Source organism: Vibrio sp. IB15, from assembly GCF_016406055.1.
Classification (GTDB): domain Bacteria; phylum Pseudomonadota; class Gammaproteobacteria; order Enterobacterales; family Vibrionaceae; genus Vibrio; species Vibrio chagasii.
Genome location: NZ_JAEFCE010000040.1, coordinates 1 through 19,595, shown reverse-complemented (window position 1 = coordinate 19,595; position 19,595 = coordinate 1). Strand labels below are relative to the sequence as shown.

The following is a 19,595-nucleotide window of genomic DNA, read 5'->3' as shown; positions in this document are numbered from 1 at the left end:
AAAGGCCGGACTAACAAGGCCGAATCAATATATAGGTAGTGGTAATCATGAAAAAAACATTAGTAGCACTTGCGATTGCAAGCATTTCAACTTCAGCGTTTGCTGTAAGCACAAGCAGCCAAAATAGCCAGAATGAAGAGATGTTTGCTTTTGATTCTATGCACAAAGATCAATTCTCAGTAGCAGGTTCTTTCGGTGTTGGTGGTTACTACGACACAGGCTCAAAAGCATTTTACGATGACTGGGCGACTGGTCTAACACTGGCGGTAAGCTACCGTAACAACCGTTTTGTTGGTTACTTCGAAACTGACATGATGCTGAACTACACAACTGACAATAACGTTGCAGCGAACGACGCAGCAACATCTGGTTGGGTGAATGGCATTGATACAGGCCCAGCGACAGACGTTGATAAAGCGTGGTTAGGTTTCGACACTGGTTACGGTATCGCTTCATTCGGTTGGGAAAACGATACGGCACTAGATAAAGTTGACGGAGCTGGTGATAACACTTACGAGTTTGGTGCTTCTGCTGGCGACGCTTCTGATGCATTCAACGTCGTTAAGTTCCAAGGCGCAACTAACGGTATTGCTTACGCAATCTCTTACTTTGAGACTGGTGATGACCATAACGACGCAGATAAAGGCGTTAACGGTTACATCGGTATCGAGCAAGAAGTATTTAGCGTATACGCGGGTTACGAAGCTCGTGACGATGAGAAAGATTACGAAGTATACACAGTAACTGGCAGCATGAAGTTAGGTTCAATGAAGCTAGGTCTTAACTCTTGGATCGATCAAAACGATGAGATGAAGAATACAGGTTTCTACTTCTCTTGCGGTTACACATTGTCTGATGACCTAACGATTGCAGCCGGTTACGCTTTCAATACCAACGAAGAAGATAACCTATCAGATGTAGATTCTTCGTACATCAACGTTGCAGCTATGTACCGTATTGCTGATAACGCAGACATGGGTATTGATATTAAACAAGATATCGAAGGTGCACGCTCAATTGGTAACACGCAATACGACGAAGAAACACACGTATTCGCAGCTGCTTACTACTACTTCTAAGAGTAGTGTCGAGGCTTAGGCGCGCTTGAGAGCCTAAGACTTTAAAACTCGAATATTGAGACTGAACGTCATGGTGTAATTACTGCCCGGTCTTTGCACCATATTCTCTTCTTTGCGCAGCTTAAGCATCCACTGTTCGACATGTGGTATGCCACTCAAGCGTTACGAGTGGATTATTATCTGGAGAAACAAAATGGTTAAGAGCATATCTGGCAAGGGTGTCATTTATGGCAATGAGACTCTGTTTACGTGCAAACCTAATCGAAATGGATTGTTCGAATTGGCACGTAAACATGGAAGAGCTGCTGGTACTCGTCCACAAGACTCACAAAACAAAGTCTACGCAGAATCTTTAGATGAAGCATGGGACTTACTGAAAACTGAAAAGTTTTATATTGTTTTGACTGGACAAGTATATGGCATTCATAGAAAGTCTTCGAGAAGCGTTGAATCGGTTGATATTGAATTTGATACCGAAACACGCTCGGCGTGCGCTACGGCGTAATGCCAATATTGAAAAGAAAAAGGACGATTAATATCGTCCTTTTTTACTTTTATCGTTTAATCCACGAGTGATAGTGAACGTTGGTTATCGTCCGTATTTTTCAATAATAAAACGCTCAAAATCATCACACATTTGTTCATTCGACTCTTCATTATTCGCTAATTCAGTTGCGCCGTCGACGATCGATATTTTCGCATTTAAATCTGCGACTTGTGCACGTTCACGAGAAGCCAGTTGTTTGATCTTTTTCTCTTCAATTGCCCATGCTTGATCAGGTGTTAAGTTGCACTCGTCAGCAAGGTATTTGGCATTGAAGCCCTCACCAGTCAGACTCTCTATTGTTCCATTGTGATTTACGCTATTGCCTTTATACCAATAGTGCTTAGCCAATAAAGGGCCGATCTCAGGGTTGTCTGTTAAGTAACCGAACTTGTCAGTGAAGTAAGCTCGCGTTTGATACACCGCCATGTGAGCCAGCAGGTAACCTTGGTATGCGCAAGAGGCTTCGTCTGATAACAGGTGCGGGATCGCCATTAATGGACGTGGGCTGCAATCCAAACCGAGTATGCTTTTTTCGCTACGACGAGCGAGTTCTGTGATCTTCTCAGGCGTAAGATCTTCATCAGCCATCTCATACAGCGCTCGTTCAAAGTAAGGCACCACAAGAATACTGCGCTCTTGGTAGGCTCTGAATGGCTGCTTGCTATTAATCATTGCTTTGATGAGCTCATCAGGCACTGGTTGGCCATCTGAATCGACCGCATACTGTTTTAGCCAATCGGCGTCATTCAACAAGCTGTCACAGAACATGGATTGCGTTTCCGCGTAAGCCATTGAGGTCGGTGCAAACTCTTGAGAGAAGCACGGCGCGTTCATTTTCACGTTAGCAAAGTGGGCTGCATGCCCACCTTCGTGAAACAGTGTGTTGATCCCATCATAGCCACTGCCGACTTGATCGGGCTTAGCATTACTCGTGAAGTTGACTTGAGCTGGCACCCAAGTGTCTTGGTCATAGAAAGAAGGAATAGGCCCGTGACAGAAACCATTAGGGTATTTACCTTTGCGATCTAGCAAATCTAACTTCAAGGTGGCTTGAGAGTATTCGATATTCAGGCGGCCAAAAGACTCAATCCAGCGTCTCAATGACTTTGAGAAAGGGACGTAAGGGTCGAGGTCATTCATCACGTCACCGGCAAAAGAGTAGGTGAAGTTATGGCCTTCGAGGGCGCTTTGATCCTTTTGTGCAGCTAAGTTGGTGAGACTTTTTTGGTGACTATCTCGGGTACGTGCCTCAAAGTCGTCCAAAATCGTAAACAGTTGCTCTGTGGTCATCTGCTCAGTTTTTACGACGGAATAATCGAAAAATGTTTTGAACCCCAGAGACTGGGCAAACTTATTACGTTTTTTGATAAGTTCAATAAAGCCGTTCACGAGGAGCCATTGTTCTAAACCTAGCAAGGCTTGGTGTGCTGAATGTCTAACTTGCTCACTACTGTTACTTCTCACAGCTGAACCTAGGACAGGAAGCGAGCCTTCTGTTTCTTGTCCCACTTCATTTACGTAAGTCATCACGTGGTTTTGCTTTTTCTCAAACAGTTCAGCTTCAAACTTGATGAGGTCTGCTTTTAGCGCTTGAGAATTCTGCGATTCAATAGCATGCGATTTGAACGTGGCTAACCAACCATTGAGCCCGGTTAAGGTGCTCTCTTTTTCTTGAAGGTCTTGAATTTGGTCAATGGTACTTAGTTGGGCTTCGATAGCCTTTATCTGCTCAGCAGAGCTTAGAAATTCGGTCCACTGAGTTTGAGCGAGGGTTGAGCCATCATGATCGTCACTGATGCCCATGTAAGTATCCCAAAAGAAGTCTTCTTTCGTTTTGTGAGTAGTAAGATACTTGTGATTCAGTTGGTTGAGATAGTTCGTTGCCGTCATGACATTCCTTGAAAATTAATCATTAATTTCAGTAATATAACACATCTATTAAGTGGTATTTGTGATGTCTGATTGAAGGTTTGCCGATTAGTGTTTGTTCAGCCTAGTCTTGCTTTTTAGCTTAAATCATAGTCTCAACAGGTTGTAGGTTGATTGGTTACGTATAATGAGTCACGTCTAGTGATTTGAATAAGCAACATTAATGAAAAGTCTTTCTGCCCTCACCATACTATTAGCTCTCAATATATTGTCTTTCTCTGTATACGCGAGTGAAAGCTGGTGGCTGCGAACCGTGTTTAATACGAGTCCCTCTCAGCCTAGTTCCCAGCACTATATTAACGACATAGATTTAATGGATTGTGGCGAAATCGAAGGCACTCATTTGTGCAGTGACCTAACGCAGTATTACGATCTTGATGTGTATGTAGAGTTAGACTTAAGAGAATCAAGTGTTGAAGCCGTTCGTTTCACCCTGCCATATTCCAAATTAAGTTATACCAAACTTCAAGCTTACCTACGCCAAGATGGTTTTGCGCTCAGTTCAATTCGTATTGGGGAAGATGAGTTCGATGTTGTGAGCCAACTTGAGCAGGCAGAAAGGGAAGGAGTAAGTGCTGACATCGTGGACAAGCGGTTGATCGAGTTTATGAATGGTTCGCACAACTCTTTGGAGCAAATAAGCCGGTGGAATGTCCCTAATGTTGAATCACCTTGGGTTGAGCTCATCAATGACGGTGCGAGTCTGACCGTGGAACTTAATCGCTTTTAATCACTCAAATTTATAGAAAGTGTTATTTTTCATTCGAGTAAACCACCTTTTTCGTAGAACGCCTGAGAGCCAGACAGCAAGCTATTATTGATTTGAGTGTTGGTTTTTCTGTTGCTCTCACAGTTTTAGCAAGCGTTTACCTTTGCCATTTGTTAAACGTTGAGCCCTCGGTAAAACGAGCATAGGATACGCTCAGTATTGATAAAGGAGACAACCCATGGTTGCAAAAGTAACGATAGCGCCACAAGGCCCAGAAGTATCTGAGCTGGTGCAAGGATACTGGCGTACAGCAGAGTGGGGCATGACCCCGAAACAACGTCTAGCTTTCCTTAAGCAACACATAGATCTTGGTATCACAACGGTGGATCATGCAGACATCTATGGTAACTACCAATGTGAAAAGTTGTTTGGTGAGGCACTCGCACTAGAGCCAGGCCTTCGTGACGAGATTCAAATTGTCACCAAGTGCGATATCAACCTGTGTGGTGACCACACTCCTGAGCGTAAGATCAATCACTACGACACCAGCGCACAGCATATCTACCAATCAGTAAATAACTCATTAGAGCGTCTAGGCGTTCACGATATCGATGTGCTGCTGATTCACCGTCCTGATGTATTGATGGATGCTGATGAAGTGGCGGAAGCGTTCGCTGAGCTGCACAAAGTCGGTAAAGTTAAACACTTTGGTGTTTCTAATTTTTCGCCACGACAGTTCGAGCTACTGCAATCTCGACTAGGCAAACCTTTGGTGACTAACCAAGTTGAAATCAACCCATTGAATTTCGACGTTGCCCATGATGGCACGCTTGATCAGCTGCAAATGAACCGCACTCGTCCAATGGCGTGGTCTTGCCTAGGTGGCGGTAGCATCTTCAGTGGTGATTCTGCACAAGCGGTTCGCGTTCGTGAAGAGCTTGAGGCGATTCGTTTAGAAGTGGGTGCTGATAGCATTGATCAAGTCATCTACGCGTGGGTACGTCGTTTACCGTCTAATCCTATTGCGATTATTGGCTCTGGTAAGATTGAACGCGTTAAGACAGCTGTTGATACACTGAAAATTGAACTGACTCGCGAGCAATGGTATCGCGTGTGGGTGGCTTCTAAAGGTCACGGTGTGCCATAGAAAGTAATTCATATAGAAGCGAAAGCCAGCTAAGAAAGCTGGCTTTTTTGTGTTCGCATAACCTATTTCTTCAAAACTGTGATTAAGGTGGAATAATTTTCAAAAACACTCATAATGCACTCTGTTTTTCACCAGTTGGATAATTCCATTGAGCACTTCAAAATTCTCTTCAATCGCCCTTAAACCTGAGCTTCTGCATACGTTGGATTCTCTTGGTTATACTGAAATGACGCCGATCCAAGCGTTAAGTCTTCCTACTATCCTAAATGGCAAGGACGTTATCGGTCAGGGTAAAACGGGTTCAGGTAAAACAGCTGCTTTTGGTTTAGGCGTGCTACAAAACCTGCGCGTTAAGCGTTTCCGTGTTCAGTCTTTAGTGTTATGTCCGACTCGTGAACTGGCAGACCAAGTAGCAAAAGAGATTCGCACTCTTGCTCGTGGCATTCACAATATTAAAGTGCTGACACTGTGTGGTGGTATGCCAATGGGGCCACAAATTGGCTCACTAGAGCATGGCGCACACATCTTAGTCGGTACTCCTGGTCGTATTCTTGATCACTTGGAGAAAGGCCGCATTGACCTATCTGAGCTGAACACGCTTGTGTTAGATGAAGCGGATCGCATGCTAGAGATGGGCTTTCAAGACGCGTTGGATGCAGTTATCGATGCAGCACCAAAAGATCGTCAGACTCTTCTGTTTAGTGCAACCTTCCCTAAACAAATTAAATCAGTTGCTGACCGCATCATGCGTAACCCAGAAATGGTGAAAGTTGAATCGACGCACGATCACTCGAGCATTCAGCAGCACTTCTACAAGCTTGAAGGTTCTGAGGCTCGTGACGATGCTCTAGAGTTGTTGTTACTTCATCATCAACCAGAATCAGCGGTTGTGTTCTGTAACACGAAGAAAGAAGTACAGAACGTGACTGACGAACTAAGCCACCGCGGCTTTAGCGTTATCGAGCTGCATGGTGATATGGAGCAGCGTGAACGTGACCAAGCTTTGGTCCAGTTCTCAAACAAAACCATCTCGATTCTAGTGGCGACAGATGTTGCGGCTCGTGGTCTAGATGTTGATAACCTAGATGCAGTATTCAACTTCGAGTTATCTCGCGACCCTGAAGTTCACGTACACCGAATTGGTCGTACAGGTCGTGCTGGTAGCAAAGGCGTCGCTATTAGTTTCTTTAGCGAAAAAGAGATGTACCGTGTTGCTCAAATTGATGAGTACATGGACATGCCGATTGAGCCATCTGAGTTACCGGCAAAACCAATTGCTAAGCCTTACTACTCAAACATGGTAACCATCCAGATTGATGGTGGTAAGAAAGCTAAACTTCGTGCGGGTGATATTCTTGGTGCATTGACTGGTCAAGGTGGTATCGATGGTAAATCAGTAGGTAAGATCAACTTGTTTGCAATGCGTGCTTACGTTGCTGTAGAACGCTCTGTCGCTAAAAAAGCACTGAACAAGATCGAATCAGGTAAAATGAAGGGTCGTCAATTCCGCGCCCGAATTCTGAAGTAATTCGAGATTCTAGCCCTTTACTGTCACGTTAAGCGCGGTGCAGTAAAGGGTCTTTCAAAATGGGTTGGTCTATTGACCCATTATATAAAACGATTAACTAGCTCTCTATTCATCAGGTCTTATCGAATAAAGGTCATTAAGATGTTTCCCTTCGTTAAGATACCAAGTCATCGCTTCTTGTCGGTTGCTTGCTAATATTGTGATGGTGGTTACTTTCCCATCGTCAAAATAGCAAAGCTCGTATTCCAACGCGCTGGTATTCTCTGGAATAGCGGCCATAGCGTGCCTCCCAAATACTGATCATTCCATACTCATTCAACCTAAACAAAATATTGACTGTTTGTACTCGGTTGCGAGTAATAAAAGCTGAATCTCATCACTACTATTAATATATTTTATTTTAATCATTTGCCGAAATTACTTATTTGGCAAGGCTAAGTCTCAAATTATCTCAAAGTTTTACGAGAACTTGCTTTTATAGCTAATGTTATAAGGTCAAGATTAAATCTATCAGTTCGCTTGTGTTTGCTGATGAGTAATAGGCTGTGAGAGGGTGTAATGAGAAAATGGCGTTGGTTACTTCTATTGGGTTGTTTCCTATTTGTCGGGTGCGGAACTAAATTCGCATATAACAATATCAGCTGGTTTGCGGTGAGCTATATAGAAGGCTTTGTTTCGTTATCCAATAGCCAAGAGTCTGAGTTAGAAGCGCGCTTAGATTCATTGCAAGCATGGCATAAAGAAACTCAGCTACCACTTTATATTGAACAGATAGAAGTGCTGCAAAGTATTAATCGTTCAGAGTTGAGCCCCGCTTTTATTGTTGAACAAAGTGAGCAAATAAAAAATCACATTCGAACCATCGTTAATAAATTCTCTCCTGACATTTACGCGTTAAGTATGCAACTTAACCCTAAACAAGATAGCGAATTCTTAAAGAACTTTAGAAAAAAGCAGCAAGAGTTTTACGAAGAGAGATTGTCTTTGAATGATGATGATTCTAGAGAGCGATATCGCGAGCGAATAGAGGAAAGACTTGAGCGATGGTTAGGATCGGTATCAAAAGAACAACAACAGATCATTGTGGCTTGGTCTCAAGAGTGGATAAATACCAATAATAGCTGGCGAGAGTATCAAAATAATACTTATCAAGATCTCACTCTACTGATGGAAAAGAAGAGTGACTTGCACATCTCTCAGCCGATTATTATGAAGTTGCTTTTGAACAATGAGTCTTATTACCCTGACGGTTTGGAATCTCAACTTAACAAGAATATGCAGATATCCGCCAAGTTTTTAGTGGATATCGCAGCGGTAAGTAGTGATAAGCAATGGTCTTATTTCATGAATGAATTAGAGAGCCTTGCGTCAACATTGATTACCTTGCAAGAGTAGGGCGCAAGTAAGCCTTGCCAATAAAAGAAAAGGCTACTCTAGAAATATAGAGCAGCCTTTACTTATTCTAATTATTGCGAATGCACTTAACCTCGGTTGCTCATCAGGAGCTTTGGAATTGCACCTTTGGCTGTCTTCGATATTTTCTGCATCAACTGGAAGCTAGGTTGATATATACCGTGGTCACTCTGCAGCTCATCAATCATTAATAACCATAGTCTTGCTGTCATTTCTGAATCGGCTAACGCTCTGTGGAAAGTACCATCGTTGTCGATACTCTTGAAACGCACAAGGTCACCTAACTTATGAGTTGGTGCGTCTTGGATAAGGCGGCGAGCGATCAGCATTGAGCATGCAAATTGTCCATTGTAATCACGACCAATATTATCTAACTCTGCATCAAGAAAGCGCTTATCAAATGAGGCATTATGAGCGACTAGTTGGCTGTCTTGAATGAAGTCTGCAAATTCATCCATCACTTCTCCGCAGCTTGCAGCACTGCTTAACATACGATTAGTGATTCCGGTATAGCCTTCAATGAACCCGCTCACGCGAAATCCCGGGTTCATCAGTTGTTGAAAGGTGTCGACCACTTCGCCGTTAACGAGTTTTACGGCACCAATTTCTATCGCTCGATCGCCCATATTTGGGGACAAGCCAGTGGTTTCGAAATCGAGAACGATAACGGAGTCTGTGGAGTGTGGAGCCATGGTGTTTCCTAATAACTGTTTATCTGTATCGCTTTATATAAGCGTTGGTATTGCCTTCGGTGTAGCCAGCTTATTGTGGGTTATCACTGATAGTGAGCTCAGTGTAACCTGTCGAATCATCATACTCTCTGCTGAAGGTCAAGGTATCGTAGCGATGAAGAATCAATTCAGCGGTGGTTGCGATGATGGTTCCTTCAAGTAAATGACCACCAATCACATCGCCATTCTCATCAGCTAGCGAAATGTGAACGTGCTGGTGGTTCGGCGTTAGTGTTGCCATGACAGACACAATTTCGAACGGTGCTTGAATTAACTTTGTGTGGTTTGCGTTTGCCAAGCGAATATTGAGTTGGGAAACGCAGCCCACACAAGATGCAATAGAGCCCGCTGCGACGTTATGTTTGGTCACTAGCTTTTGTAGCTCAAGCTTTAAGTCTTGGCCTCGGGTTAATCGTGTTGCAATTGGGGTGATCATTGCCTTCCCTCTAACTCTCACTGGTTTACAGAACAAAACGAAGCCTTAGTTGGCTTCGTTTTGTCATAATTTGGCAATACGCTGTGGCTTGAAATCAAGCTCGGTTAATTACTTGCCTTCTTTTTCTTGCTGTTCTCTTTTCTTCTTAGGAACAAAGTTCAGCACCGAAATAGGCACTTCTTTACGTGGTTCGAAACCTTCAACCACGCGGCGTTCAATCAAGTGACCAAGGCGCTTTTCAATAATGCATAGGTTCTTGAAGTTGTCTTTTGATAAGAAAGAGATCGCTTCACCTGTTGCATCAGCACGGCCTGTACGACCAATACGGTGAACGTAGTCGTCTGCTGGGAAAGGCATATCGTAGTTAACAACACGTGGTAGGTTATCGATATCAATACCACGTGCAGCAACGCCCGTTGCCACTAGGAACTTAAGGTGACCTTTCTTAAAGTCCGCTAAGATCTTTTCACGAATCGCTTGGCTACGTCCACTGTGGAACGCTTCAGCTTGAATGCCACGTTTCTCAAGTTGAGCAACCAATTTTGCTGCACCATGCTTGGTTTCGATGAAGATAAGCGCTTGATCCCAGTTACCTTCAGTAATCATGTGGCTCAGTAGTGCCGATTTACGGTCTTTATCTACTGTTACTAGCCATTGCTCAATGTTCGCTTTCGAAGCGTCTGTCTTGGCAATTGAAATCTCTTCAGCATCACTGATAGCACTCTTCGCTAGTGCACGAACCGGTGTAGAAAGCGTTGCTGAGAACAGCAGGTTTTGCACATCTTGCGGTAAGCGAGCGATGATCTTGTTGATGTCTTCGATGAAGCCCATGTCTAGCATACGGTCTGCTTCATCCAGTACTAACACTTCAACCTCATCAAAGTGAACCGCGCGCTGTCCGTACATATCGATCAAACGTCCCGGTGTTGCCACAAGAATATCAACACCTTCAATCAGACGATCTTTTTGATGTTGGTAAGAGACGCCACCGTACATCGCTAGTGACGTTAAGTTTAAGAACTTTGCGTACTTCTTGATGTTTTGCTCAACCTGAACCGCCAATTCACGCGTAGGTGTAAGGATCACCGCACGGATGCGTTTCTTACGTTGCGTTTCACCTTTGCTTAGCATTTCTAAGATAGGGAGAACAAAGCTCGCAGTTTTACCTGTACCCGTTTGTGCTGCCGCAATAAGGTTCTTACCAGAAAGTACAATCGGAATTGCTTTTTCTTGAATAGAGGTTGGCTTTTCGTAGCCTTGTTTTACAACGGCTTTAACAATAGGTGAGCTTAATCCAAGCTTGGAAAATGGCATAAGTTTCTCGGTATGATTTGGCTAAATAGCGATGGAAAGGTTCAACAATCTTATACAAGGATAAGATTAATGGCGGCATTCTACCATGTTGCTTGTGTATCGCTAGTATCAAACGCTTTTAGCTCTATCAGTGTTAAGTAAATGGTAACTAATCAGCAGTGGAATTCTCTCGGTCACTTTACATTACCTTAACTGAGCATATGTGCTAAACCAAAGCCTATTGTTAGTTCACAAGTAAAAGTTATGTTATTCATTTGTCTAGAAATAGCCTTGCTCAAAGTGATTCATACCTTATAATCCGGGCATATTACAGTCATAAGAAACTATTATTTTAGCTAGGATACTTTTATGGATATCAGTCATTTAGATACTCCTTCATTGATCGCGGATCTTAACGCAATGAGTATTAATATTCAGTTGATGCAGGAACGCATTAACGATTTAGGATTAGTTCTTCGTCCTCATACCAAAGCACACAAAATTCCTGCTGTTGCACAAATGCAAATAGACGCGGGAGCGCAGGGTATTTGTGTGGCCAAATTAGGCGAAGCGGAAGTGATGGCACAAGGTGGTATAAAGGATATTCTCATAACCACGCCTATTGCGGGGCAAAAGAAGATTCAGCGTTTAATCACTCTACATCAAGGTCATCCTGACGCCCGTTTTATTCAGGTGATTGACGATCATTATCATGTTGTAGAAATCGCCAAAGCCGCATCAGCGGCAAATATTTGTATTGAGCTGATGATAGAGGTTGAATGCGGTCAGCAGCGATGTGGTGTTCAGGTTGGTGACGATTTAGTGGAGCTTATCCAAGCGATTCAAATTACGGATGGCGTTAGCTATGCCGGAGTCCAAGCTTATAGCGGACACTTACAACATGTTAAGGGGTACTGTTCGCGAAATGAGCAGGCGAGATCTGTTGTGGTGCCTTTGTTTGATTTCATTAGATCTACTTTAGAGCCTAAAGGTATGGCTCCTCAGATAATTAGCGGAGGAGGAACTGGGACATACACTGCCTATCAAGGATTGGGGTACAGTGAAATCCAAGCCGGTTCGTATCTTTTTATGGATGCGGCTTATCTTGCAATTGGAGACGAAACCAATACAACCAAAAATCAGCAATTTTCTCCAGCCCTCAAAGTGCTAAGCACCGTGATTAGTCAGCCAACGCCTTCGCGTACCGTGATTGATGCAGGGATGAAATGTCTTTCTATTGATCTTGGCATGCCTATTGTTGAAGGTCGTGAAGGAGTAAGGTATCAAACTGGCGGGGATGAACACGGTATCCTTCATCATGAAGAAGGTTGCGAGATTTTTGAACTTGGACAGCAAGTTATTCTGTTGCCAAGCCACTGTGATACGACATTGAATAATTTCGATACTTTGTATGCCGTACAAGATGGAAAAGTGGTCTCCCAGTGGACAATAAAAGGGCGTGGCCGCTCAGATTAACATGTCTTAATAATCGTTTGGAACGTCTGAACAGCAACCTAAAAAGCAGTTTGTATAATGAAAACTCTATTATTTTACTTAGTACTTACTGCTATTTTTATGAAATGGTTTAATTTGATTTTCAGAAAGAGTTATAAATAAGTATTAATATGAAACGAAACTTTTGCTACTTACCTACAACATAATTACACCTTAAACTGATACTACTATCACCTTCTTTTTTTATGGAGTAATAGTTGGTGACATAATTTTATTTAACTGTTAGTGTTTTATTTTTCGTGCTTTTGAGCATGTTGGCAACCCTCCTTTATCTACATAATCCTCCTATATTTATTATCTTATCTTGCCAATCTTATACGTTGTAGTGATTTAGCATGAAGTGTTTAAAATTTATGGGAAATTAGCCTTGTATTATAGCCCTCTTTTTTATCTGGTTTCTATGATCAGGCTTTTTGGGTAGTTATAATTTTTGATGCACATTAATAACAAGTATTAATAAGTGTTGGAAAGTGAATAAAGAGTTTTAAATGTTTTTATAGCTTTATGGAGAATTATGAAATTACTAATAGCAATTACCACACTTTTCTTATCAACCTTCGCTCATTCATCAGTTTATTTTGGTCCCCCCGATGGGGAAAACATTATTGATATAGAGAGTAAAGACGGTTATTTATTTAAGGTAGAAAGTGGAATATATGTACAAGCACATTCGGAGGAGTTCGTTCTCGGAATTGCTACTTTATTTGAAAACTTGAAGCAGACTCGCACGGGGAGAGCCATTATCAACCAAACCTCTCACTATGCCCCGATTGCGCTGCCAAGCAAAGAACGTGCTTTAGCGTTCCATACCGAAGGTCTAGTTGATGGTACAATAGAAAAGATTCACGTTGTAATAAGGCCCCCTAGGGGCGGAAAGCAGTTTGTCACAGAACCTCTAATCGCCTCCCCTGAATTTGTGAATTATCAATCAAATGGGCTTGGTGTTCCTGCAGTAATCTATTTTGACATCGATAATGCAGTTTTAATCCCAGGTGACTCAACTATTATTGAACCTTCTATAGCACTCGGGCATGAACTTATACATGCTCGTGATTATTTAACTGGCGGCTTACCAACGGGTACGCAACGAATTCGTCATCGTGCACCTGTCGCTGGTACAACTCATAATGGAGAAGAGTTTACAGAGGGAGAGGTGGTTGAATTTAGCTTAATGAAACGTGAGATAGAGGCGACAGGACTCTCCTACCAAAAAGGGAGTACAAAGTTAAAAACACTCACTACTTCACGTCATTCGTCTATCGAAAGAAGAGAAAGCGTGATGAATGTTTGGGAAGAAGCATTAAAGAATAAATCGGTATCTAAGGCTGATTACGCTCGCGTTAAAACTAATATTCAACGTTTGAAATCTGAAGTGCCAGTATCCGAATATCATTTATCTAAAGAGTTTGGAAATGAAGCTCGTGACATGTATTGGCCGGGTTCTATGATTGATTACTCATCAACTCCGACCGATATAACGTTAAAAAGCGTAAAACAAACTACCTCTGGAGTATTGAGCTCAACATCACTCAGTACGACAAAAGTAAGTGAGGCACTCCATAGTAACCCTCAATCTCTTTTACTAATAAGCACAAGCTTAATTGAACGAAAAAATGGCTTCCCAAAACTCGATAAAGTGTTGCGTACCGCCCTTGAATTAGCCATCAAGGCGGATCGTAAAGTTATTCTTCTCGAAGGTGATAATTTTTCATCGTTAACAGAGGTTGAAAAGCGCCTAACAGTAGCAACGATTGAAAAGGCCGCGGATAGTATTAAAAAAGGCAATACCCCATCTTCTGTCATTCAAATAAACGCAGATGAAATTAGTAATGAGGGCAGAGATTTGTTAACTCAATCGGAACAAGTGGTCCTGATTTCGACCAATGACGATATTTCCGCGTTGACGATGTCCGAAAGTATTGCTGGTAGCTCTCAAAAACTATTAGTCAATCGGATCGTGAGATCTGACCAACCCAATCCAAGTGTGATATACGCGAATCGTTTGCGCTGGTCTAAGCTCGCAGAAAAAGACAATGTAACGCTAGTGGCAAACTCTAGATTACCTAAGTCAAAGAAGTGTTGGAGCCTATAATGAAGGTCAAAAATTTAATATTGTTCATTGGTCTTTGCGTAAGCTTGAATGCCAATGCATTGGAAACTTGTAATCTTGGAGCTGAAACACTTGAAGAAGAGCACGAGTGGCTGGCTCGGTTGGACTATGAATTTGAGAGTGAACTGACTGATGTTAAAGAAATTGCAGCATTGGATAAAATTCCAAGTCTAGTGCTTCCTATAAGCGACGAAGGTATGTTTGCTGAACATTGGGCTGGAGTTACAGATGTAATAGATAGTAAAAATAGTCAGCCCAACAGTGCAAAAAGAATTGCCCAACTGGAGCGTGTGTCTGAGCGCCAAGCTCTTTGGCAACTAGCTAAAAATGGAGGTAGGGCTTTTTCAAGCGTGTTAGATATTGTTTTTTTCGCACCTTGGGTTGAAGATTTAACGAGAACAATGTGGGATGACTCTGCAAGCGAATTACACCGACTGAGTGTTACTGCTGAGCCTATCCCTTTTGTCGGTTTTGCTATTGGGTACTATGATTACCTGTCTACATTGGACAACCCAGAAAAACGGCTTAATCAATGGCTGGAAAATGGGCACTACAGCTATGGACAAGAAACCGTGCTCCAAAGGCTAAACACCGCGTCTGCAGAATCCATTGAGCATCAACATGAACAATTAAAGCAGCATATTATCGAGTTGACTAAGAGACTTGCTTCTATTCAATTACTTCACTATGACGCAACGTATAGTGCAAAAGTATTAGAGTTGCAGGAGGTCATCAATAAAATGTTTTCTGCAATTGATATCGAATACGCCAGCACAATGTTGGATTTGTATAACCGTCCACCGCACGTGATTCAGAAATTTGGTGAGCAAGCTTGTATCAACCAAAAGTTAGAGGTTCGGGAGGAACTTAATAATTTGGGTGTTGTATCTAGTGGAGCTATTAACAATTTGAGGGCATGTAGCTATCGAATGTTAATGGGAAATGTCGGGCAACTTTATGGTATCGGAAAATATCCACATATCGACAAAGTCCGTGGCGATATCCTCGCTTATAAACAAAATATTATAGAGAATGCAGTGAGCCATATTATTGAATGGCGAGAAAAGATATTCGAAATTCAGCGCAATAGTATTGACACTCTAGTGCGTGACACTTTAAACAGCGGAAGTATTCGAAGTTATCGACTGTATTTGTATCAAAGTGCGCGGCGAATTGCGATTGATAACTTTTCTTTGTCGATTATACAGCGACGTGCTACCGAAGAGGAGCAGCGAACAGGGCGATTTCTTGTTGGGGAAGGAGAGCTGATCTGCGGAGTGTACTCTTGCCAAGTTTATCAAGGCAGAGAAGTCTTTTTTGATGAAGACTCTGATCCACTTTTACAAAAGCTGTCTGAGCCCTTGGACAACATCGATTTGAGCAGTTACATCAACGAGCGTGTTAGGCGTGGATGGACAAACGTTGAGCTTGATGAGCCTTATATAAATCTTTGGCAACAGTGGCAAAATAGAGAAGATGTAAGTCTGTCAGCTTTGCCTTATAAAGGTAACCCTTCATTGGGAGTGATTAAAAAAGACATGCCAGAGTTGTTTGAGATTTTAGAGAAGATCCCAAGTCACTTATCAGCGGAACAGGCTAAACCTTTTTTGTTTCAATTGATAAGAAATAGGATGTTTAAAGAAGATATCCAAACCGCTTGGACGAAACTTGGCGATTTTATATTTCGATTTCAATATGAACAGCGTCAACATCAATCGCTCAACTTCCTACCTTTGCAGTGGCAGCAAGCCATTTGGCCTTCTCAGCCTCAAGGTGTGTTGTTTAGTGCATTTTTAGACAAAACATACATGTACTACTCTCGTCAGCCTTGGGCTCAATCCTTACCGTATTCGGATGAGAAAAATGCTACCTCTAACTGGACGCTATATCAGGGAGAGGCACATCGCTACTATTTGACCCAGTCGGTGCCCGAGGATGTCTATCTCGGAGACCAATATTGGATAGAGGTAAATGAACAACTCAGTCACGTTTTATCATTGCCCGAAATTCGCTGGCGGCCGTTTGAGCAGATGATTCTTATGGATATATGGTCTCAGGTTACAGAGATTGAATCTTTGGTAGAGGTGTCGAACCGCCTGTAGCGTTTACCCAGTGCTGACAACGCAGAAATACCGACCGTGAGAGGTCGGTATTGTTATTGAAAACTTAATTCCTTTTGCTCTTGTACCTTTAGTGATGCTTTATAACGGTATTAGGGACCAAGTCTAGATTATGACGTGGGTATTTAGAATGTAGCTATTCGTTACCTAATCTAAATCGCCTCATAGCTGCTTATCGAAAGCATAATGGCTGCGACGACTATTAGTGAGATTTGCTTTATTTGGTGCGTCAGCATCCAATCATCCCCCCTCCTTAGGTACACTAATGCCACTTGTCGGTTTTTTCACAATCTCAGAGTGGAAATTCTAGAGTGCAATGATGACGAAGCCTTATGCCTTATCAGCACTAAAAGAAGGCAGGGTAGGTTTTGCTATTGTATTAGACAGTGAGGATTTAGGTTTTATATTAATTAAAGGGGGAAGTGAACCACTGATAAAAGAGTGGTTTGGCTGTTTATACTCTAAATTAACAATTCAACACACTGCAGTGCAGTTGACAGCAATACTTTTCCTAATTGGGCAAGTTTAAGCATTCCCCTCATAGCAGAGCTGGCTTTTCTGACAAACATTCGTATGAAAACGAAATCTGGAGTGCAGTTCCCTCAAGTAAGGGGGGCTTGTAGAGATACATAAAACCGCGTATACCATTGACAATGGTATGCGCGGTTTGACACTCCAAATAAGCTCTGTAAGCTAACAATGTATAACGTGTTTGGGCATAAGCCTTACAGTTAGGCTTTCATCTGGAGAGTTATTTAATAAGCTCTATCTTCTCTGCTTGATTCTGCTCTACCATAGACAGTGCAAGTGCTTCTGCAACCTTAATACCGTCGATACCAGCAGACAGGATACCACCTGCGTAACCTGCACCTTCACCAGCAGGGTAGAAGCCCTTCAGGTTGATGCTTTGGAAGTCTTTTCCACGCTTGATACATACCGGAGAAGACGTACGAGTCTCAACACCTGTTAGTAGGCCATCTGGAGTAGAGAAGCCTTTGATCTTCTTCTCGAACGCAGGGATTGCTTCACGAATCGCTTCGATTGCAAAGTCAGGCAGCGCTTTTGAAATATCTGTTAGGTGGATACCCGGTGTGAATGATGGTTGTACATCACCCAGAGCACTTGGATCACGACCTTTCAGGAAGTCGCCAATTTTCTGTGCTGGAGCATCGTAGTTCTCACCACCTAGTACAAACGCGCCACTTTCTAGTTCACGTTGTAAACGGATACCCGCTAGCGCGTCACCTGGGTAATCGCGTTCTGGATCGATACCAACAACGATTGCGCTGTTTGCGTTACGTTCTGCACGAGAGTATTGGCTCATGCCGTTCGTTACAACTCGGCCTTCTTCAGAGGTTGCAGCAACCACCGTACCACCAGGACACATACAGAAGCTGTATACAGTGCGGCCATTCTTACAGTGGTGAACCAGTTTGTAGTCTGCTGCACCTAGAATTGGGTTGCCCGCGTTCTTACCGAAACGAGCTTCATCAATCATTGACTGTTTGTGTTCGATACGGAAACCAACAGAGAAAGGCTTCGCTTCCATGTAAACACCACGGTCATGCAGCATTTCAAATGTGTCACGAGCACTGTGACCAACAGCCAATACAACGTTGCGAGATTTGATCTCTTCACCGTTAGAAAGTGTTAGACCAGTGATTTGGCCATCTTCCATGTGAAGGTCATCTACACGAGTGCTGAAGCGGATTTCGCCACCTAGTTCGATGATAGAAGCACGCATTTTTTCGATCATGGTAACCAGTTTGAAGGTACCGATGTGCGGCTTACTTACGTATAGGATCTCTTCTGGTGCGCCAGCTGCAACGAACTCTTCGATTACTTTACGGCCGTAGTGTTTTGGATCTTTAACTTGGCTGTATAGCTTACCGTCAGAGAATGTACCTGCGCCACCTTCACCAAACTGTACGTTTGATTCCGTGTTCAAAGTACGCTTACGCCAGAAACCAAAGGTATCTTTAGTACGTTCACGAACTTCTTTACCGCGTTCAACGATGATTGGGTTGAAGCCCATTTGAGCAAGCACTAGGCCAGCAAATAGACCACAAGGGCCAAAGCCGATAACAACAGGACGCTCAGTCTGGTTTTCTAGCGCTTTAGCCACGAATTTGTACTCCATGTCAGGAGTCACTTTTACGTGTGGGTCGCTGATGAAGGCTTCTAATAGCTCAGCTTCGTTTTCAACGAGAACATCCAGCGTGTAGATAAGCAGGATCTTTGATTTCTTACGAGCATCGTAGCCACGTTTAAAGATATTAAAAGAGATAACCTGATCTGAGTTGATGCCAAGCTTTGCTTCAATCGCTTCTTGAATGGCAGACTCTTCGTGGTCTAGTGGAAGTTTAATTTCGGTTAAACGTATCATTTCGATGTCTCGTTAATATAGGTGTCTTAGCTAGACCGCTTCTAGTGAATGCAGAGTTTTGTGTAACACTGATGTTGGGAAGAAGCGGTAAGCTCACAATGGCGCGCATTTTACGAGAATTTGATTTATCTGTCATACTAATTTGGAAACATGGAGCAAATAGACATGATATTAGAGTCGTATGATGTTGAATTTTGCTTTGGGATGAGTATTATCCCCATTCTTCAATTTTGACTAACTTATAGAGCAGAGCATCATGGCATTTGTCGTAGGCGATAATTGTATTCAATGTAAATACACAGACTGTGTGGCAGTGTGTCCCGCAGATGCGTTCCATGAAGGCCCAAACTTCATGGTAATTAACCCGATCGAATGTATCGATTGTGGTTTATGTGTACCTGAATGTGATGCTCAAGCGATCTTCCAAGAAGACGAACTGCCTGAAGATCAAAAGATCTTCATCGAAGTGAACGCAGAACTTGCTGAGATTTGGCCTGTGCAAACAGAAGTAAAACCAGCAATGGATGATGCAGAAAAATGGAATGGCGTGCCTGATAAGTTGGCGATGCTAGAGAAGTAATTCTTAAAAGCTCAAATAAAAAGGTTCATCGCGGCTTTCCGGGGAAAGCCGCTTTTATCTTCAAGAAGAAGT

The 19,595-nt window shown here is 42.7% G+C and carries 17 protein-coding genes; 11 read left to right on the top strand and 6 right to left on the bottom strand.

Annotated elements, in window-relative coordinates:
- The first annotated feature begins 47 nt into the window (after nucleotides 1–47).
- Together JC606_RS15045 and JC606_RS15040 are read left to right on the top strand one after the other, a co-directional pair.
- Nucleotides 48–1,079, top strand: a complete 1,032-nt coding sequence (locus tag JC606_RS15045) for a porin (RefSeq protein ID WP_198778891.1) — start codon at nucleotides 48–50, stop codon at nucleotides 1,077–1,079.
- Nucleotides 1,080–1,272: 193 nt separating this feature from the next.
- Nucleotides 1,273–1,584, top strand: coding sequence for a hypothetical protein (locus JC606_RS15040; protein WP_198778890.1), 312 nt, complete (start codon nucleotides 1,273–1,275; stop codon nucleotides 1,582–1,584).
- An 84-nt stretch (nucleotides 1,585–1,668) separates the two neighbouring features.
- Here the strand turns inward: JC606_RS15040 and JC606_RS15035 are convergent, their stop codons facing one another.
- The gene (locus JC606_RS15035) at nucleotides 1,669–3,516 is read right to left on the bottom strand and encodes a M3 family metallopeptidase (RefSeq protein ID WP_198778889.1); all 1,848 of its coding nucleotides are present in this window, start codon (nucleotides 3,514–3,516) and stop codon (nucleotides 1,669–1,671) included.
- Between the two features lie 202 nt (nucleotides 3,517–3,718).
- Between JC606_RS15035 and JC606_RS15030 the strand changes: the two genes are divergently transcribed.
- From JC606_RS15030 to dbpA, 3 genes are all read left to right on the top strand, one after another.
- On the top strand, nucleotides 3,719–4,285 hold the full coding sequence (locus tag JC606_RS15030) for a hypothetical protein (RefSeq protein WP_137406721.1): 567 nt from the start codon (nucleotides 3,719–3,721) through the stop codon (nucleotides 4,283–4,285).
- A 217-nt stretch (nucleotides 4,286–4,502) separates the two neighbouring features.
- Nucleotides 4,503–5,411, top strand: coding sequence for an aldo/keto reductase (locus JC606_RS15025; RefSeq protein WP_198778888.1), 909 nt, complete (start codon nucleotides 4,503–4,505; stop codon nucleotides 5,409–5,411).
- A gap of 148 nt (nucleotides 5,412–5,559) precedes the next feature.
- Entirely contained in the window at nucleotides 5,560–6,939 is a 1,380-nt protein-coding gene (dbpA, locus tag JC606_RS15020) for an ATP-dependent RNA helicase DbpA (protein ID WP_137406723.1), read from the top strand.
- A gap of 105 nt (nucleotides 6,940–7,044) precedes the next feature.
- Here dbpA and JC606_RS15015 read toward each other — a convergent pair whose 3' ends face one another.
- Nucleotides 7,045–7,218: an RNA helicase gene (locus JC606_RS15015; protein ID WP_137406724.1), complete on the bottom strand. Its 174-nt coding sequence runs from the start codon at nucleotides 7,216–7,218 to the stop codon at nucleotides 7,045–7,047.
- Nucleotides 7,219–7,497: 279 nt separating this feature from the next.
- Between JC606_RS15015 and JC606_RS15010 the strand changes: the two genes are divergently transcribed.
- Nucleotides 7,498–8,334 carry a DUF6279 family lipoprotein gene (locus JC606_RS15010; RefSeq protein ID WP_198778887.1) on the top strand — a complete coding sequence of 279 codons (837 nt, stop codon included), beginning with the start codon at nucleotides 7,498–7,500 and terminating at the stop codon, nucleotides 8,332–8,334.
- An 86-nt stretch (nucleotides 8,335–8,420) separates the two neighbouring features.
- Here JC606_RS15010 and JC606_RS15005 read toward each other — a convergent pair whose 3' ends face one another.
- The 3 genes from JC606_RS15005 to JC606_RS14995 form a co-directional block, all read right to left on the bottom strand.
- Nucleotides 8,421–9,044 carry a 3'-5' exonuclease gene (locus JC606_RS15005; protein ID WP_198778886.1) on the bottom strand — a complete coding sequence of 208 codons (624 nt, stop codon included), beginning with the start codon at nucleotides 9,042–9,044 and terminating at the stop codon, nucleotides 8,421–8,423.
- A 70-nt stretch (nucleotides 9,045–9,114) separates the two neighbouring features.
- Nucleotides 9,115–9,519 (bottom strand): PPC domain-containing DNA-binding protein, encoded by a 405-nt coding sequence (locus tag JC606_RS15000; protein WP_137406727.1) that lies wholly within the window; start codon nucleotides 9,517–9,519, stop codon nucleotides 9,115–9,117.
- Between the two features lie 108 nt (nucleotides 9,520–9,627).
- Entirely contained in the window at nucleotides 9,628–10,833 is a 1,206-nt protein-coding gene (locus JC606_RS14995) for a DEAD/DEAH box helicase (RefSeq protein ID WP_137406728.1), read from the bottom strand.
- A 348-nt stretch (nucleotides 10,834–11,181) separates the two neighbouring features.
- Between JC606_RS14995 and JC606_RS14990 the strand changes: the two genes are divergently transcribed.
- From JC606_RS14990 to JC606_RS14975, 4 genes are all read left to right on the top strand, one after another.
- The gene (locus JC606_RS14990; RefSeq protein WP_137406729.1) at nucleotides 11,182–12,288 is read left to right on the top strand and encodes a DSD1 family PLP-dependent enzyme; all 1,107 of its coding nucleotides are present in this window, start codon (nucleotides 11,182–11,184) and stop codon (nucleotides 12,286–12,288) included.
- A gap of 553 nt (nucleotides 12,289–12,841) precedes the next feature.
- A complete protein-coding gene (locus JC606_RS14985) occupies nucleotides 12,842–14,419 on the top strand; it encodes a hypothetical protein (RefSeq protein ID WP_198778885.1) in 1,578 nt (525 codons plus the stop codon).
- Nucleotides 14,419–16,539: a hypothetical protein gene (locus JC606_RS14980; protein ID WP_198778884.1), complete on the top strand. Its 2,121-nt coding sequence runs from the start codon at nucleotides 14,419–14,421 to the stop codon at nucleotides 16,537–16,539. Before JC606_RS14985 ends, JC606_RS14980 begins: the two co-directional genes overlap by 1 nt.
- Before the next feature lie 334 nt (nucleotides 16,540–16,873).
- Complete coding sequence (locus JC606_RS14975; protein WP_137406732.1) at nucleotides 16,874–17,086, top strand: hypothetical protein; 213 nt, start codon at nucleotides 16,874–16,876, stop codon at nucleotides 17,084–17,086.
- Between the two features lie 222 nt (nucleotides 17,087–17,308).
- Here JC606_RS14975 and JC606_RS14970 read toward each other — a convergent pair whose 3' ends face one another.
- Nucleotides 17,309–18,943, bottom strand: a complete 1,635-nt coding sequence (locus JC606_RS14970; protein WP_198778883.1) for an NAD(P)/FAD-dependent oxidoreductase — start codon at nucleotides 18,941–18,943, stop codon at nucleotides 17,309–17,311.
- Between the two features lie 256 nt (nucleotides 18,944–19,199).
- On the opposite strand from JC606_RS14970, the gene fdxA reads away from it, so the two are divergent.
- Nucleotides 19,200–19,523: a ferredoxin FdxA gene (fdxA, locus tag JC606_RS14965; RefSeq protein ID WP_004737806.1), complete on the top strand. Its 324-nt coding sequence runs from the start codon at nucleotides 19,200–19,202 to the stop codon at nucleotides 19,521–19,523.
- The last annotated feature ends 72 nt before the right edge of the window (nucleotides 19,524–19,595 follow it).